The organism is Streptococcus sanguinis (genome assembly GCF_003943655.1).
GTDB classification, from domain to species: domain Bacteria; phylum Bacillota; class Bacilli; order Lactobacillales; family Streptococcaceae; genus Streptococcus; species Streptococcus sanguinis_F.
In genome coordinates this window covers 57,811-72,749 of the sequence record NZ_RJMM01000002.1, presented here as the reverse complement: position 1 = coordinate 72,749, position 14,939 = coordinate 57,811, and the positions used below count along the sequence as shown (strand labels likewise).

14 protein-coding genes and 1 tRNA gene are annotated in these 14,939 nt (G+C 41.7%); 12 read left to right on the top strand and 3 right to left on the bottom strand.

The features are described from left to right. Positions 1–2: 2 nt before the first annotated feature. From D8886_RS01685 to D8886_RS01655, 7 genes are all read left to right on the top strand, one after another. A complete protein-coding gene (locus tag D8886_RS01685; RefSeq protein WP_002920400.1) occupies positions 3–926 on the top strand; it encodes a LicD family protein in 924 nt (307 codons plus the stop codon). Further along, on the top strand, positions 926–2,251 hold the full coding sequence (locus D8886_RS01680) for an O-antigen polymerase (RefSeq protein ID WP_125434026.1): 1,326 nt from the start codon (positions 926–928) through the stop codon (positions 2,249–2,251). Before D8886_RS01685 ends, D8886_RS01680 begins: the two co-directional genes overlap by 1 nt. Further along, positions 2,248–2,970 (top strand): 2-C-methyl-D-erythritol 4-phosphate cytidylyltransferase, encoded by a 723-nt coding sequence (gene ispD, locus D8886_RS01675; RefSeq protein ID WP_125434025.1) that lies wholly within the window; start codon positions 2,248–2,250, stop codon positions 2,968–2,970. The genes D8886_RS01680 and ispD overlap by 4 nt, the downstream gene beginning before the upstream one ends. Further along, positions 2,951–4,036, top strand: a complete 1,086-nt coding sequence (locus D8886_RS01670) for an NAD-dependent epimerase/dehydratase family protein (RefSeq protein WP_185761223.1) — start codon at positions 2,951–2,953, stop codon at positions 4,034–4,036. Before ispD ends, D8886_RS01670 begins: the two co-directional genes overlap by 20 nt. 10 nt (positions 4,037–4,046) lie before the next feature. Then, positions 4,047–5,456 carry a lipopolysaccharide biosynthesis protein gene (locus tag D8886_RS01665; RefSeq protein ID WP_125434024.1) on the top strand — a complete coding sequence of 470 codons (1,410 nt, stop codon included), beginning with the start codon at positions 4,047–4,049 and terminating at the stop codon, positions 5,454–5,456. A 446-nt stretch (positions 5,457–5,902) separates the two neighbouring features. Then, positions 5,903–6,919, top strand: coding sequence for a UDP-glucose 4-epimerase GalE (gene galE, locus D8886_RS01660; RefSeq protein ID WP_125434023.1), 1,017 nt, complete (start codon positions 5,903–5,905; stop codon positions 6,917–6,919). Positions 6,920–7,103: 184 nt separating this feature from the next. Beyond that, a complete protein-coding gene (locus D8886_RS01655) occupies positions 7,104–8,078 on the top strand; it encodes an acyltransferase family protein (protein ID WP_125434022.1) in 975 nt (324 codons plus the stop codon). Between the two features lie 72 nt (positions 8,079–8,150). Here D8886_RS01655 and D8886_RS01650 read toward each other — a convergent pair whose 3' ends face one another. After that, positions 8,151–9,026 (bottom strand): RluA family pseudouridine synthase, encoded by an 876-nt coding sequence (locus D8886_RS01650; protein WP_185761222.1) that lies wholly within the window; start codon positions 9,024–9,026, stop codon positions 8,151–8,153. A gap of 176 nt (positions 9,027–9,202) precedes the next feature. Here D8886_RS01650 and pbp2a point away from each other — a divergent pair, with 176 nt between their 5' ends. The 4 genes from pbp2a (at position 9,203) to nusG (ending at position 12,715) form a co-directional block, all read left to right on the top strand. Then, positions 9,203–11,431, top strand: coding sequence for a penicillin-binding protein PBP2A (gene pbp2a, locus D8886_RS01645; RefSeq protein WP_125434020.1), 2,229 nt, complete (start codon positions 9,203–9,205; stop codon positions 11,429–11,431). A gap of 68 nt (positions 11,432–11,499) precedes the next feature. Then, complete coding sequence (gene rpmG, locus D8886_RS01640; protein ID WP_002894024.1) at positions 11,500–11,652, top strand: 50S ribosomal protein L33; 153 nt, start codon at positions 11,500–11,502, stop codon at positions 11,650–11,652. A gap of 9 nt (positions 11,653–11,661) precedes the next feature. Then, entirely contained in the window at positions 11,662–11,841 is a 180-nt protein-coding gene (gene secE / locus D8886_RS01635; RefSeq protein ID WP_002894022.1) for a preprotein translocase subunit SecE, read from the top strand. A 337-nt stretch (positions 11,842–12,178) separates the two neighbouring features. Continuing rightward, the gene (gene nusG, locus D8886_RS01630) at positions 12,179–12,715 is read left to right on the top strand and encodes a transcription termination/antitermination protein NusG (protein WP_002894018.1); all 537 of its coding nucleotides are present in this window, start codon (positions 12,179–12,181) and stop codon (positions 12,713–12,715) included. A gap of 230 nt (positions 12,716–12,945) precedes the next feature. Here nusG and D8886_RS01625 read toward each other — a convergent pair whose 3' ends face one another. Together D8886_RS01625 and D8886_RS01620 are read right to left on the bottom strand one after the other, a co-directional pair. Further along, a complete protein-coding gene (locus D8886_RS01625; protein ID WP_002908540.1) occupies positions 12,946–13,638 on the bottom strand; it encodes a hypothetical protein in 693 nt (230 codons plus the stop codon). A 129-nt stretch (positions 13,639–13,767) separates the two neighbouring features. Continuing rightward, positions 13,768–13,838 (bottom strand) — tRNA-Cys (locus D8886_RS01620). Between the two features lie 317 nt (positions 13,839–14,155). Here D8886_RS01620 and rpsB point away from each other — a divergent pair. Further along, on the top strand, positions 14,156–14,938 hold the full coding sequence (gene rpsB / locus D8886_RS01615) for a 30S ribosomal protein S2 (RefSeq protein ID WP_002908542.1): 783 nt from the start codon (positions 14,156–14,158) through the stop codon (positions 14,936–14,938). Position 14,939 lies beyond the last annotated feature (1 nt).

The following is a 14,939-nucleotide window of genomic DNA, read 5'->3' as shown; positions in this document are numbered from 1 at the left end:
AAATGAGAGGAACCAGTAAGATTGAATGGGAGTTGGCTTTGGGAGAACGCTTCAGCCCCATGTATCAGAAAATTACGGATGATAAATTAAAGGTTTTGCAAAAAGCCTATTTACAAATGTATAAAAAATTTGATGCAGAGTGTCGTCGGCATCATATTCATTCCTACATGGTTGCAGGGACCTTGATTGGTTCTTTGCGACATGGGGGCTATATCCCTTGGGACGATGATATCGACTTAGTGATGTTCCGAGAGGACTACAATCGTCTGCAGGAAATCTTTGCGGACAGCGAGGACTTCGAGTTGATCTCTCCTGCGGATGCGACAGACAGTGTCTTTAAGGTTCTAAAGCTGCAGAGCAAGTCACTGACCTATTATGATGTTTTGGGAGAAGGTTTCAGTAAAAAGAAACATCTTTATCTTGATATGCTGCCAATTGACTTTGTCCCAGAGAATAACATGCTTCGCAAGCTCAAGGGTCTTCTATTCAGAGCCTTGGATTTGTCACACAATAGTTCGCGCTGTTATACGAAGTTTACTCCGCATCTGACCTATATGGCTAAAGAATCCAAAGAACTCAGACAAAATCTTTGGATTAGAAGACTGATAGGCTTCCCTTCTTTTATCATGGGGCCGGCTAATATGTATAAGTTGATGGAAAAACTCATCCAGTCTAATAAGAAGACTTCAAAAATAACAATTGCTTATGGTGTCAAAGGCTATTTGGGAGAGACAATCGATTATGAAAGTTTCTATCCAGCTAAGAAGTATTCCTTTGAAGGCTATGAGTTCGATGGACCTAATGATGCGGACAAGTATCTGACTAATCGCTACGGTGATTACATGACACCGCCTGAAAAAAAAGAACAGACAGAACGTCATGTCAGACTGAGAGATAATTGGGTTGAATTAATAGAAGGAAGATAATGGTTTTTTTACTAATTTTGGGTGGCCTTTTCCTATTGTTTTTGACAATCAAAACAGTAGGAAGAGACTATGCTAACCCGGCTTTTATATACTTGGCAATATGGATGATAGCAAGTGTTTTTACCGCATTTTATTCATCCAAATGGGGAGAGGGACTTTCTCTGATAACGGTCACTGTTATCTTTGTTGGAAATGCCATTTTTTTAATGGGAGTCCTCTTGTCATCGAATTTGTTTGCTGAGAGGAAGTTGGACGCCAAACCTAGTCAAATAAAGGTGAGTAATTTTTTCATTATTTTAGTTCTCTTATTTTTGGCTTATGCGGTCAGATTTATTTATTCCGATTTGCTTTACTTGGCGGCGCAGAGCAAGCAGGTACCTGGGGGATTGTTTAAAACCATTGAATTGGCTCGGCATATGACTACAAATTATGATTTCTCTCTTAGTCGTCTTAGCCTTAATTTGTTGCGGGTTAACTTTTCCTTAGGAATTGTTTTCTTCTACTTTTTCTGTGAATCTCTTTTTTCAGGAAAAGATGGCATTTTTTACAAGGGCAAGTTACTGCTGGTTAGTCTGATTTCTTTAGGTATTTCTCTCTTGTCTACCGGACGTACGGAATTGCTGGGCTTGGTTGCAGGTTATGCTATTGTGTATATGTTGTTTTTCTCGAAGTATTATTCGTGGAGAGACAGCAGGTATGGTGTAAAGCTTTTTCGCTCTTTGCTGANAATTGGCTTTGTATTCCTTGTCTTATTCATGGCGGTTGGAACCTTTGTTCTCAATCGAGTGGATAGTCGGGCAGAGTTCGGAATTTTGGATAATTTGGTTAAATATATGGGTTCACCCATTCAGGCTTTAGACTATTATCTGAAAAATCCTACTCTTTATAGCGATAATCAAGTCTTTGGAGAAAATACTCTTATTGCTATCTATGGAACATTGAAATCCCTCGGTCTGTCTAGCCATGAGCTGACACCTTTCTTGCCTGTTGTTCATTTCAACGACGATAAAACCAATGTTTACACAATTTATTACTACTTTATCAAGGATTTTGGCTATTTCTCAGTCCTCATCTTTCAGCTTTTATATGGCTTCTTTTATGGAAGTTTCTACTATTCTATCAAAAAACGCTATTTCACCCCGCTAAAGGTTATTATTTTCGCTTTATTTGCGTATCCTTTAGTCATTTCATTCTTTCAGGAAACATTGCTGTCATTGCTGACAACCCACATTAATCGGATTATCTATGCTTTTGTGATTTATATGGCAGCTGATTTACTGAGTAGAGTACGATTTACAACGAGAGGAAGGAAAGTATCGGTATGACGACATCGGCTCTGATATTTGCAGGCGGCACAGGCAGCCGCATGAATACTAAGACCTTGCCCAAGCAGTTTTTAGAGTTGCACGGTAAGCCCATTATTATTCATACGATTGAGCACTTTGAAGACCATCCAGCAGTATCGGACATTGTGGTTGTCTGTGTAGACGGCTGGCTGGACTACTGCAGAGATTTATTAGCTCGATTCAATATTAAAAAAGTCAGTCAAGTGGTTCCTGGTGGAGAGACTGGTCAAATGTCTATCTTTAATGGTCTTGCTGTTTTACGGGAAAAATACAAGAACGATGACGACTATGTTTTGATTCATGATGGTGTTCGCCCCTTGATTGACGGGGGAATTATTTCTAAAAATATTGAAACAGCTAAAAAGTATGGGGCAGCTATTACGGTTAAACCGGTTATCGAAACGGTCATTCAGGTCGACGAGGCGGATGTTATTAATCAAGTTATCGAGCGTTCCACTTGTCAGACAGCTGTCGCCCCTCAAACCTTCGCGCTTTCGAAGATTCACTCCCTGCATTTAAAAGCTCAGGCAGAGAATCAGTTTGATATGACGGATTCTGCGACGTTGGCTCGTTATTTTGGACTCCCTCTGCATACAGTCATGGGGGGCAGTGAAAATATCAAAATTACGACTCCATCTGATTTTTATATTTTTAGAGCGATTTACGAAGCGCGTGAAAATGCACAAATTTTTGGTTGATATGGGAAATAATACAATTTTACAAAAAGATATGGAAGACCTAGCTACTGTCAGTCCTATTCTCAGAGAACTGAGAAATGTCACAGTCTTGGTAACCGGAGCAACCGGACTTATAGGCAGACACTGTATTTCCGCCTTGATGGCTTTAAATGATTTGTACGATGCCAATGTCAGAGTAGTGGCTTTAGCACGAAATCAGAAAAAAGCGGAAGATCTATTTCAGGATTTTTTACATAGTGAGAATCTGCAGCTAGTGTATGCTGACTTGCTGTCAGATTGGCAGATAGAGGAGGATTTGGATTATATTATCCATGGAGCCAGTGCGACGGACTCCTCTTTTTTCGTTGAGCATCCTGTGGAGACGATTGATCTAGCCGTAAATGGAACGAAAAAACTGTTGGAGCTGGCTAAAAATAAGCAGGTTCACAGTATGGTCTATCTCTCTTCTCTGGAAGTCTATGGGACGACAAATCCTGATGCTTCCAGCATTAGCGAGAAAGATTACGGTTATTTGGATCCAACCAGTGTCCGTAGTAGTTATTCGGAAAGCAAACGCATGGCAGAGTCCTTGTGTGTAGGCTATTGTCATCAGTATCAGGTGCCAGTTAGAATGGCTCGTTTGTCACAAACCTTTGGCCCATGTGTGAGCTATGAAGACAACAGAGTTTTTGCACAGTTTGCGCGTGATATCCTTGAAAAGAGAGATATTGTTCTCCGGACTAAAGGGGAAACTGTTCGGAACTACTGCTATACCAAAGATGCTATTGAAGCCATTTTTTACATTCTGCTGAAAGGCCAAGCAGGTCAAGCTTATAATGTCGCTAATAAAGAAACGGCTATTTCCATTCGTGAGATGGCGGAAATGGTTATTGAACTAAGCGGTAGCAATGAAACAAAGTTAGTCTTTGATTTAGCAGAGGATGTGGAAAAGCTAGGCTATAATCCGACAGTCAAGATTCGTCTCAATACGGACAAGCTTGAGAGTTTGGGCTGGCATGCTCATACTGATTTAGAAACCATGTTTTTACGGTTGATTGAGAGCATGTCAGCAGATAGGAAGAAATAGGAGGGTAAATTTGTCTAGTGGATTTAAAAAAATAGTAGCTAATTTTTCCTATGTTGTCTTGTCTAATTTGCTGACAGTAATAGTTTCTTCACTGGTTGTCTTGATTTTGCCTAAGATTATGGGTGTAGAGGAGTATGGCTACTGGCAACTCTATATTTTTTATTTATCTTATGCCGGTTTTGTTCATCTGGGTTGGGTGGACGGAATCTACCTGCGCTACGGTGGTTTGGAGTATGATGATCTGGATAAAGAAAAGTTTTTCTCTCAGTTTCTCATGCTTTTGATCTATCTGACAGGAATTGGAATTTTATTTTTCTTAGGGACTTCTGCCTTTATTAGAGATGAGAGCAGTCGGTTTGTTTTTATACTTTTGGTTTATACCATGTTGGTCACCAATCTGCGCTTTCTCTTTGTGTACATTCTGCAGATGACTAATCGACTAAAGGAGAGTTCCTATGTTGTCAGTGGAGACCGACTCCTCTATTTACTGCTTTTACTGGTCTTTATTTTCGTGGGTTTTCGAGATTTCAAGATTATGGTCTATGCAGATTTGATTGGTAGAGTTGTTTCTCTTTTTTATGCCATGTATCTATGCCGAGATATGGCCCTGCGACCTCTCCATCAGTTTAAGCTTGATATGCAGGAAACGGTTCGCAATATTGCTGTCGGGATCAATCTGATGCTATCAAATGTAGCCAGTATGCTCATTATCGGGACGGTTCGAATGGGGATTCAAAAGGTATGGAACATTGCTACATTTGGGAAAGTATCCTTGACCCTGAGCATTTCCAATCTGCTTATGACCTTTATCAACGCTATCGGTTTGGTCATCTTTCCGATTTTGAAACGGACGGACGAAAGCAAGTTGCCTAAGATTTACAATCAGTTGCGGAATGTCCTTATGGTTCTTATGTTTGGAGTGCTTTTGCTGTATTATCCCCTGAAAATAGCTTTGGACAGCTGGCTACCGGCTTACAGAGAGTCCTTGATATTTATGGCTCTAGTCTTTCCTATGTCTGTCTACGAGGGCAAAATGGCTCTGCTTATCAATACCTACTTAAAAGCCTTACGAATGGAGAGGCAGATTTTTAAAGTAAATGTAATTGCCATGCTCTTAAGCTTTGCTGCTACCTTGATTTTTGCAGTTTTTATGCGCAATCTGAATGCTACAGTGCTGTCTATCGTACTGCTGCTGGCGACTAGGAGTATATTGGCAGAGCTAATCTTAGCCAAGAGGATGCAGATCGAGGTCGTCAAAGATATCTGGGTTGAGTTGCTAATGACGCTTGTGTTTATTGCTTCGAATTGGTTTTTATCAGTTTATCTAGCTGCAGCAGCCTACGGATTTGTCTATTTGACCTATAGCATATACAAATACCAAAGTTTAAAAGGCCTGCTCCAACAATTTCGGGCTCGTTGATGCTTGAGAAATTATAAATAGTTCAATCTAAATACTAAGCCCTGTCTGGGCTTTTTACGTTTATAATGTAGGTTTATCAAACAAAGTAACTTATAAAGTTGCTCTTGCAACAATCAGTTTGCTGAACTATATATTATATAGTGGAGATGAAAGGCATTTTTTCCAGTAATTTATTGCGGATTATGGTATTTTTTAGAATAACTAGAAATTAGCTAAACTAATTCCGTTCTTTATGACTCTAAATATAAATGATTTTGCAAGTTATTTTATCATGAAGAGACTGCAAAAATCATCAAGAGAGCAGAGCAATAGGGTAGCAAAGTGGACTAGGTTTTGGTGTTTTTAGTAAGTGCAGAATTTGGCAGTCAACTTTGAGAAGAGAAGTATCTGTTAGTTGCAATAGTAAAATTAAAGAGAACTTGAGGATTAGCAAGAAGAGGTGGCCTATGAAAAAAATTTTAGTTACAGGCGGAACGGGGTATATTGGAAGTCATACAGTGGTTGAACTAGTCGCAGCAGGCTATGAAGCCATTATCGTGGATAACTTTTCGAATAGCTCTCCAGAAGTGCTAGAGCGCTTAGAAACTATCACTGGTAAGAATATTCCGTTTTTCAAGGGTTCGATTTCTGATAAAAATCTGATGGACCAGATTTTCAAAGACAATCACATTGATGCAGTCATTCATTTAGCGGCCTATAAGTCAGTAGAAGAATCGGTGCGGGAACCACTTAAATATTACGAAAATAATGTCAGTGCTGGTATTTCTCTTCTTGATGTTATGGAAGAGCACAAGGTAGAACATATTATCTTTAGCTCCAGTGCCACGGTCTATGGAATGAATCATTGTTCATCCTTGACAGGAGATTTATCTATTTCAGCGACCAATCCATATGGTTACACCAAGCTGATGATGGAACAGATTTTGACGGATCTTGCTCTTGCACATTCAGATTGGTCTGTAACCAATCTTCGTTACTTCAATCCAATTGGTGCTCATGAGTCTGGTCTGATTGGTGAGGCTCCAAATGGTATTCCCCATAACCTCATGCCTTATATTACTCAGGTTGCGGTCGGTAATTTACAAGAGCTTAGCGTTTTCGGAAATGATTATGATACGCATGACGGTACAGGAGTGCGGGATTATATCCATGTAGTCGATTTAGCCAAGGGCCATGTTTTGGCTTTGAAACATAATTTAGAAAACAAGGGGGTCGCTGTTTTCAATCTTGGTACAGGGATTGGTTATAGTGTACTGGATATGATTAAAGCCTTTGAAAAAGTCAACGGTGTGAAAATTCCTTATGCTATCAAGGATAGACGACCTGGAGATGTGGCGACTTGTTATGCCGATGCAAGTAAAGCGAATGATATTTTGGGCTGGAAAGCTGAGAAAACTCTCCAAGATATGATGCAAGATTCTTGGAGATGGCAAAGTTCAAATCCTAATGGCTATGAAGGCTAATGTAGAATATCCGCTAGATGAATAAAACTCTTCTGCAATAATGCAGAAGAGTTTTTCTGTATAAGAGCTGCCTTCTTCCTCAGATGCAGAACTTTTTAAAGAATGTCATCAATTGATATGTTTTTTAATGGTCGTGTAATCTGGTCTTGATGAGCTGTAATAATAAACATGCTATAATGTTTGCATGAAGACTGAAAACACAACTTTGCATGCTTTTAAGGCCCTAGCTTGCTTTAGTATTGTTTCCTTACACTTTCTGCTGCCGGGGCAATTTGGCGTTTTTTATCAAATTGTGGCCCGCTTTGCAGTTCCCTTTTTCATGATGCTGTCGGGCTATTTTTCCTTTAATATTTCCAGAGATAAGGTCAAGTATCGTCTCAAGCAGATGCTCCTTTTGACTGCTGCCAGCCTGATGTTTTACACGATTGTGCATTTTGTCAACTTGCTGCTGACAAGAGAGTTAACAGAAAAGATGGCAGCTATAGACCTATCTGATTTTGCGGACTTTTTCCTCTTTAACAGTCCCCGAGACTTGATTGGCTCGGCTGCTACGCCGACTTGGTATTTGCTGGCTATCTCCTATATCTACACGCTTTATCTGGTTTTTTATAAGCATTTCCACCGCTTAACTAGCTTTGGTGTGTCCTTATTCTTGTTGGTCCTGGCCTTTTGTATCGAGTTCAATACAGATAGCGAATTTTACTATCGCAACTTCCTGTTTATGGGTCTTCCCTTTTTCATTCTAGGGATGCAGTTTGCCAAGCATCGGGATCGGATTTTAGCCTATGACTTGTCATCTGTCAGGAAATGGGCGATTGGCTTGGGAATAGCGGGTTTGATTTTGTTTGAGTACTGTTTCATGGGTACGGAATATGACCTCTATCCCAGCACTCTTTTTTCATCCAGTGCAATTTTCTTCTATGCGGTCAGAAATGGGAGCGATATTGACATTCCTGTTTTGAACAATATCGCTAAGAAGTATGCCACCATGATTTATATCATTCATCCTTTCATTATCTTCATTTTCAGGTCGATAATGCCTCGGAATAGCATTTATAGTTTTGGCTTTTTTATCATTTTCTTGCTATCTTACTTGCTGAGCATAGCTTTTCAGAAAGCCATCAGGCCCAGACTTATCAGTGCACTTCCGGCTCAGTGATGTAAGCTGTCATAGCTTATCCTCGCTTTGACTCCAAACTAAAAGCAACAGAATACTGTTGCTTTTCTTGGTCTATCTGGGGTTCAGACTGTTCAATACTTTTTCAAAATTGTCAGAGCGGGCTTCGACTGTTATTTTTTCTAGCGTAAAAGGGTGCGTGAAGGTCAGCCGATGGGCGTGGAGCATAAGCCGCCCTTTGGGCTGCGGATGATAAAGGGGGTCACCGATAAGTGGGTGTCCGTGGTGAGCGAGATGAACACGGATCTGATGGGTGCGGCCAGTCTTGAGTTGGCATTTGACCAAGGCAGCCTGCCCAAACTGTTTGAGCCGAGTCACATGGGTCTCTGCATAGAGTCCCTTTCGGGGGTCGACCAGCCGTTTCCTACGATCATGGCGGTCGCGGCCGATCTTGTCTTTATAGATAAGATTTTTAGCTGGGAACTTGCCTTGGACCAGAGCCCAATATTCGCGGCTGATTTCTCGCTTTTCCAGCAGTCGATTGAGGATGGGCAGGACAAAGGGGTTCTTGGCAAAGAGGACTGCACCGCTGGTTTCTTTATCCAACCGGTGAACGACATAGCAGGTCTCACCGACATAGGCGGAAACATGATTAAGCAGAGCCAACTCTCTTGGCTCATTAGCGTGAGTTTTTATACCCTCAGGTTTATTGACGATGATGAGGTGTTGGTCCTGGTAGAGCTCTTCTACGAGTTCGCCATTTCCAAGCAAGATTGTCTTTTGAGGATAATCCTCCTCGTCAAATATCAGGCAGATGTCATCTCCGGGTTTGACTACAGTCTGCCAGTTGATAGCTAGACCGTTGACAGACACATGCTTCTTGGTCCGTAAAAAGTGCCGGATTTTTCGCGGAATGAGAAATTGTTCTTCCAGCAGCTCTTTGACTGTCATGGCAGGCAGTCCATCTGGGATAGGGAGTGTAAATTTCATACATTTATTGTAGCAGAAAGCCAGAACTTTGAAAATAGGCAGTGTCGGATAAGACTTGCTGCAGAGGCTTTTAAAAGGCTATTTAATATACTCTTTTTCTTAAAAATAACTAAAAATCAGACGGGAAATAGGGTACTTTCTTGTCTGCACCTAAATAAGGTGATAAAATAAGATTTATGAAGAATTTAAAAGATTTGTTTGAAAAATTAGTAGATTATTTTACTATACAGAAACCTCAAAAAGAAGCAGCAGAGGAGGTAGAGCTGACAGAAGAGCAGGCTAAGTCTGGTCTCAGCCGTTCGGGCAAGACCAAGAAGAAACCTCTCTCTCAGCACCCTATCCGCCGTTTTTGGCGCAGGTTTCATCTGACCAAGATATTCCTGATTCTCGGCTTGACCTTTGGTCTGGTAGTCGGTGGCTATCTCTTTTATGTTGCTAAGACGACCAATGTCAAGGATTTGCAGAATGCCCTCAAAGCTACCACGCTCATCTTTGACAAGGATGGCAATGAAGCAGGGAGCCTGTCTGGTCAGAAAGGAACTTATGTCGAACTGACTGAGATTAGTCAAGACTTGCAAAATGCTGTCATCGCAACAGAGGACCGGACTTTCTATGAGAATAGCGGGATTAACTACAGTCGGTTTATCCTAGCTATCCTGACAGCTGGTCGCTCGGGTGGGGGGTCTACCATTACCCAGCAGCTGGCCAAGAATGCCTATCTGTCTCAGGACCAGACTATCGAGCGGAAGGCCAAGGAATTTTTCCTGGCTCTGGAAATCAATAAGAAATACAGCAAGCAGGAAATCCTGACCATGTACCTCAATAACTCTTACTTTGGGAATGGTGTTTGGGGTGTGGAGGATGCCTCTAAGAAATATTTCGGAGTTTCGGCTAGCCAGCTCAGTCTGGACCAGTCGGCTGTTCTGGCTGGTATGCTCAAGGGACCAGAGATTTATAATCCGCTGTATTCGGTTGAAAATGCGACCAATCGCCGCGATACGGTGCTGCAAAATATGGTTGCTGCAGGCTTTATTGATCAGGGAACAGCTGATCAGGCTGCCGCTGTAGGAATCGGTGGTCAGCTGGTTGATGCTTATGCGGGTAAGTCAGAAGACTATCGCTATCCATCCTATTTCGATGCGGTCATCAATGAAGCGGTCAATGACTACGGCTTGACAGAAGAAGAGATTGTTAATAATGGATACCGCATTTACACGGAGTTGGATCAAAACTACCAAGCCAGCATGCAGGTTATTTACAGCAATGTCTCTCTCTTTCCTGTAGCAGAAGATGGCACTATGGCTGAATCAGGCAGTGTTGCCTTAGATCCAAAAACTGGCGGTGTGCGGGCATTAGTTGGACGAGTCAATAGTGCAGAAGGCTCGAGCTTCAGAAGCTTCAACTATGCAACCCAGTCTTCTCGTAGTCCCGGCTCTACTATCAAGCCCTTGGTTGCCTACAGTCCGGCCGTCGCTGCTGGTTGGCCGACAGATAAGGAGCTGGATAATACCAGAACCACCTTTGGCGACTATACCATCAACAACTACGGCAATATCCAAAGTTCACCTACAGTTCCAATGTATCAAGCCTTGGCAGAATCTCTGAACATTCCGGCTGTTTCAACTGTGGACGAACTGGGGATCAACAAGGCCTTTGAATACGGGAAAAAGTTTGGTCTGAATATGGACAAGGTTGATAAGACTTTGGGAGTAGCCCTAGGAAGCGGAGTCACGACCAATCCAATGCAGATGGCTCAGGCCTACTCAGTCTTTGCCAACGGCGGAGTGATGAACGATGCCCATCTCATTACCAAAATTGAAAATGCCAGTGGTCAGGTCGTCAAGACCCACCGCCAAACCTCTACTCGGGTTCTTAATGGCTCAACTACTGACAAGATGAACAGCATGATGCTGGGGACCTTCTCGAACGGTACAGGTATCTATGCGGCTCCTTATGGCTACACTATGGCTGGTAAAACCGGTACGACTGAAACGGACTTTAACCCAGATCTATCAGGCGACCAATGGGTTATTGGTTATACGCCAGATGTGGTCATCAGCCAGTGGCTAGGCTTTCCAAAAACTGATGAGACCCACTATCTGACTGGGACCAGCGCGAATGAAGCCTCGGCTGTTTTCCGAAATGTTGCCAATAGCATCCTGCCATATACAGAAGGAACTTCTTTTGAAGGGCAAAAGAATGCCTATGCTGCCAACGGCATTGCCCCTGTCGACACCTATGGTACCGAGGAAACGGGTACTACAACCGAAAATAAAGACTTCCTGCAGGATGTTCAGGACCGAGCTCAAAACCTGGTGGATGAAGCCAAGAAGGCAATTGATGACACTGGTATTCCTGAGAAAGCGAAAAACCTCTGGGATACTGTTACCAGCTGGTTTCAATAGGATTTAAAAGAGCTGAACGGCTTGTCAAAAGCATAGAATCCTGCTATAATAAGAAAGATGGAGGCGTTATGGCATTAAAAAAAGCGAGTCTAGCGTGTACAGTCTGTGGTTCTAGGAACTACTCGGTTAAGCTCAGTAGCACTCCAAAACCAACGCGTTTAGAAGTTAATAAATTTTGTAAGCATTGCAGTAAATATACGCTGCATAAAGAAACTAGATAGGAGATTGTTGTGAAATTCTTTAAAGATGTTTTTAAATTATTGAAAGATACAACTTGGCCTACCCGAAAAGAGAGATGGACAGATTTTATCTCTGTTATGGAATACACTGCGTTCTTTGTAGTCATCATCTATATCTTTGACAAAGTAGTGGCAAGCGGTCTTTTCCAGATTCTGAATATTTTCTCTTAATAACTGTAGAGGAAATAGAAAAGAATACTGCGACAGATATATCATTCAAAGTCCCACCTATTGTGATTAGGTGGGATTTTTGGCGTATGTCCTTATTTACGCGCTGACAATTTCACTCAGCTTCAAAAAAATCAAATCTATCTATAATTCATCGTTTGAAATAAAAATTTCTCATACTAGACAACGCTGATTCAAGAATTTTTGGGCAGAATTGCAAGGCTTTGATTTGTATGGGAAAAAGTTAATAAATTCCTTTGCATTTGAGGAATTTATGGTATAATAGGGCTAGAAAGAAGCAGAAGCCCGCAGGCTTTTTTATTTAGGAAAGGATGAACTCATGGACAGTTTTGACAAAGGCTGGTTTGTACTGCAGACCTATTCAGGTTATGAAAACAAGGTAAAAGAAAATCTTTTGCAGCGCGCTCAGACTTATAATATGTTGGAAAATATCTTGCGCGTGGAAATCCCCACTCAGACCGTGCAAGTAGAGAAAAATGGCAAGACCAAGGAAATCGAAGAAAATCGCTTCCCTGGTTATGTCTTGGTGGAAATGGTAATGACAGACGAAGCTTGGTTTGTCGTGCGGAATACTCCGAATGTCACAGGATTTGTCGGTTCACACGGAAACCGCTCTAAACCAACACCACTCTTGGAAGAAGAGATCCGCAACATTCTCATCTCCATGGGTCAAACAGTGCAGGAATTTGACTTGGATGTCAAGGTTGGGGATACCGTTCGTATCATTGATGGTGCCTTTACTGACTATACAGGTAAGATTACGGAGATTGATAATAACAAGGTCAAGATGATTATTTCCATGTTTGGTAATGACACCGTGGCCGAAGTTAATCTTAGCCAGATTGCAGAGCTTTAATTGACGAAGCCGTTATTCTCGTCAAAAATAAAATCCAAGACTAAAAACGTCTTGGATTTTTGTGTTTTTGGAGCCAATTGTAAGATTACTTATCCTTAATGACAGAGTCAATAATGTCTTTAGTTTGTTTCATTTGATAGGTAGACATTACCCCAACGATTTGATTGTTCTGGGTAGAGAAACTGATAGAGTTCTATAAAATCTAAAGTTTAAAATAGTAAATTTACATTTTACGGTTCAACAATTTGATAGACTTTATCTTGATCGAACATGACGCTGTAATCTTTGCCATCCTGACCTTCCCATCCAAAAACAGTTGAGTGGCCAAAGACTGCGATTGTTTCTGGACGTCCATGCTTAGCAACGACCTCCTGCGCGGACATCCCAGGTTGCACATCCTTGAGATTGCTGATTTTCTTGGGATTGGGGAGGCTGGCTGTCTTATTAGTTACCGCTCCCTGATCACTAAAACTTATTAAGATGCTGTAATCAGTTCCTCGCCAAAAGCCGCCACTTCCCATATCTGAGTCAGCGGGTCCCATTTTGCTGACAACCTCATCTTTGGTGCTGGGAGTAGGACCAGCAGATCCTATAAGGGACTCAACTTTTATGGTTTTAAATTCAGCCCATTTTGGAATTTCAGGGATATCCCCAAGGGCTTCCAAAGCCTCTCCTTGATCAATTAGGCTGATTTGAGCATTTGGGTCCTTGCGAGTATTAGAGCTGGAAGAAGTAGAGTAATCTTCATCGTCCTCACTAGAAGATGAGCTTTTTTTGCTAGATTCCCTTGTAGAGGATGAACTTTTCGAGGCTTTGAGGGAGCTAGGCGTCTTTTTTCTTTGCTGCGTCTGCTTGGCAGGCATGCAGGCTGAGAGAGCTAGCAGAGAGAGAAGGCTGAGGGCATAGAAGCTGACTTTTTTCATAATCAATCTTTTTTCCTTTCGCTGATGATGAATGNTATTTTTATAATATTATATCAGCAAAGTTTGCTAGAAACAATAGGATATGCAATAAAAAAGCCCTTTGAGGGGCTTCTAGAAATATATTTACGAAGGCGGTAGACGGATTTGAACCGACGATCAAGCTTTTGCAGAGCCGTGCCTTACCACTTGGCTATACCGCCGCAACTCTTATTATTCTATCGTAAATACTTGCTTTCGTCAAGAGTCTTTCATAGTCAAAGCAGAAAATGTTAGACGCTGTCATTCAGAACTCTTCGGGAAGTACATGTTCTACTGAGAGGTAAAATTCATTCTTAGAGGCAGATAGCGGCAAAAAATCTGGTAAATGCCTTGTCAAAGAGCTGCCCTTTTGTTATAATAGAGGGTGCCGTGTAAATGGCAAAATACTCATTTTAGATGAATTGTGGGACTGTTGCCCTCGGGTGGTCCTGCGAGCTGAAATCTAAAAGAGGAAAAAAACAAAAAGGAGAATTTACTCATGGCAGTAATTTCAATGAAACAACTTCTTGAGGCTGGTGTTCACTTTGGTCACCAAACTCGTCGCTGGAACCCTAAGATGGCTAAGTACATCTTCACTGAGCGTAATGGCATCCACGTAATCGACTTGCAGCAAACTGTAAAGTATGCTGACCAAGCTTACGACTTTATGCGTGATGCCGCTGCTAACGATGCAGTTATCCTCTTCGTTGGTACTAAAAAGCAAGCTGCTGACGCTGTCAAAGAAGAAGCAGAACGTTCAGGTCAATACTTCATCAACCACCGTTGGTTGGGTGGAACTCTTACAAACTGGTCTACTATCCAAAAACGTGTAGCTCGTTTGAAAGAAATCAAACGCATGGAAGAAGACGGAACTTTCGAAGTTCTTCCTAAGAAAGAAGTCGCTCTTCTCAACAAACAACGTGCTCGTCTTGAAAAATTCTTGGGCGGTATCGAAGATATGCCTCGTATCCCAGATGTGATGTACGTAGTTGACCCTCATAAAGAGCAAATCGCTGTTAAGGAAGCTAAGAAATTAGGTATCCCAGTGGTTGCCATGGTTGATACTAACACTGATCCTGATGATATTGATGTTATCATCCCAGCTAACGACGATGCAATCCGTGCGGTTAAATTGATCACTGCGAAAATGGCTGATGCTGTTATCGAAGGCCGTCAAGGTGAAGATAGCGTTGAATCAGTAGAAGTAGAATTGGCTGCAACTGAAACTCAAGCAGATTCTATTGAAGAAATCGTTGAAGTTGTTGAAGGTTCAAACGAATAAT

Excerpts from the sequence above, each read along its gene's own strand:
- rpmG (WP_002894024.1), top strand. The coding sequence starts at position 11,500 with ATGGCATTAAAAAAAGCGAGTCTAGCGTGTACAGTCTGTGGTTCTAGG.
- ispD (WP_125434025.1), top strand. The coding sequence starts at position 2,248 with ATGACGACATCGGCTCTGATATTTGCAGGCGGCACAGGCAGCCGCATG.
- D8886_RS01685 (WP_002920400.1), top strand. The coding sequence starts at position 3 with ATGAGAGGAACCAGTAAGATTGAATGGGAGTTGGCTTTGGGAGAACGC.
- D8886_RS01670 (WP_185761223.1), top strand. The coding sequence starts at position 2,951 with ATGCACAAATTTTTGGTTGATATGGGAAATAATACAATTTTACAAAAA.
- nusG (WP_002894018.1), top strand. The coding sequence starts at position 12,179 with ATGGACAGTTTTGACAAAGGCTGGTTTGTACTGCAGACCTATTCAGGT.
- galE (WP_125434023.1), top strand. The coding sequence starts at position 5,903 with ATGAAAAAAATTTTAGTTACAGGCGGAACGGGGTATATTGGAAGTCAT.
- rpsB (WP_002908542.1), top strand. The coding sequence starts at position 14,156 with ATGGCAGTAATTTCAATGAAACAACTTCTTGAGGCTGGTGTTCACTTT.
- D8886_RS01650 (WP_185761222.1), bottom strand. The coding sequence starts at position 9,026 with ATGAAATTTACACTCCCTATCCCAGATGGACTGCCTGCCATGACAGTC.
- D8886_RS01655 (WP_125434022.1), top strand. The coding sequence starts at position 7,104 with ATGAAGACTGAAAACACAACTTTGCATGCTTTTAAGGCCCTAGCTTGC.
- D8886_RS01625 (WP_002908540.1), bottom strand. The coding sequence starts at position 13,638 with ATGAAAAAAGTCAGCTTCTATGCCCTCAGCCTTCTCTCTCTGCTAGCT.
- pbp2a (WP_125434020.1), top strand. The coding sequence starts at position 9,203 with ATGAAGAATTTAAAAGATTTGTTTGAAAAATTAGTAGATTATTTTACT.